The sequence below is a fragment of the Gordonia jinhuaensis genome, from assembly GCF_014639795.1.
In the GTDB taxonomy this organism is placed as follows: Bacteria; Actinomycetota; Actinomycetes; order Mycobacteriales; family Mycobacteriaceae; genus Gordonia_B; species Gordonia_B jinhuaensis.
In genome coordinates this window covers 1-1,288 of record NZ_BMGC01000093.1, presented here as the reverse complement: position 1 = coordinate 1,288, position 1,288 = coordinate 1, and the positions used below count along the sequence as shown (strand labels likewise).

Below are 1,288 nucleotides of genomic sequence, written 5' to 3'. Positions count from 1 at the left end.
CGCGATGACCGCACACACCAGCCAGGCGGCATTCGCGCAGAACTTTCCCGACGGCAGATGCGCGAGTGCGGAGGCTTTGAGGTCAGCGTGGACTTGTTCGATGATCGCGTGCCCGCGGTGAGTCTGATCAGCGGTGACGGTATCGAGGTCACTGGTGGTGAAGAACGCGTGGAATCGCCACACATCAAACAAACCGTCCCCATCAGGTTGAAAGTCGGGGATGCGGCGCACCACCAGCCGCCCGGGAACCTGTAACGCCTTGGCTTTGGAGGTGAACGCGGTGAACGGTATTTCGGCGACCTCGGCACGCGAGACCCATTGCCCGCTATCGGCGTCGAAGACGGCGTCGGTGTACTCGATCGGGGTCCAGGAGTCCTCACCGATCGTGGCGATCTGTGCCCGCACGTGCGCATCCTGGCGCACGGTGACCGACACCTGGGCGCCGGCCCGGATCGCAGTCGTGACCGTGCGGTGGCCGTAAAACGCTGAATCTGCCCGCAACAGAACCGGTCCCGACGCGTTCTCGGATCGCAGTCGCGCGAGCGTAGCCAGGGTATCGGCGATCAAGCGATGTGCCCCACGGGCGGAATTGCATGCTCCCTTGCGTAGGCGTTGAGCGGCGATCACCGGCGCACCCGGTCCGCAGGTGAGGGTGGTGATCGCTGAGTTGAGCCCACGCACCCGGGTGTAGCCGAACCCGGCACCCTGTTTGGCCGGACCGTAGACCTCGATGATCGAGTCGTCGATATCGACCATCACCGCACCGTCGATGCCGGCCAGCACCGGAGTGCGGGCATGCAGACCAGCCAACACGCGGGTGGCGATCGCATCCAGTTGGCGGACATGACCGAACCGGAACTCCCGCAAGAACGATCCCAGCGTCGACGGGGCATACGGGTGCTCGAACACCCGGCCCATCGCGCCGTGCCGCAGTACTGCCATGTCGTCGATGCTGTCGGCGCCGGCCACCATGCCCGCGACCAGCGAGAACACCTTGCGATCCGGGTGGGCGCCCTTATCGGTGGGCACGCTCAGATGCTCGCGGGCCAGCCCCGACAGGCCGGCCTGTTCGGCCAACGTCATCACCGGCACCAACCCAGCCGCGCCGAGCAGATTCGGATCATCACACATGGCAGACCGGACCGGATGGCTATGAGACAATCGCATCTACGAGATGCCCTTCTGCGTGTACCGATGGAACCCTGAGCAAGTCCCATTCTGTCACTCAGACAGGGCATTTCGTCTATCCCTCATCCCCCGGACAGGTACAAATCGGTGGATCGAGGCT

At 64.4% G+C, this 1,288-nt stretch carries 1 protein-coding gene; it reads right to left on the bottom strand.

The window, feature by feature from the left end; all coding sequences use genetic code 11:
- The coding region (locus IEW22_RS19760) for an IS1380 family transposase (protein WP_229742938.1) at positions 1-1,167 on the bottom strand (1,167 nt) is incomplete at its 3' end.
- Between the last annotated feature and the right edge of the window lie 121 nt (positions 1,168-1,288).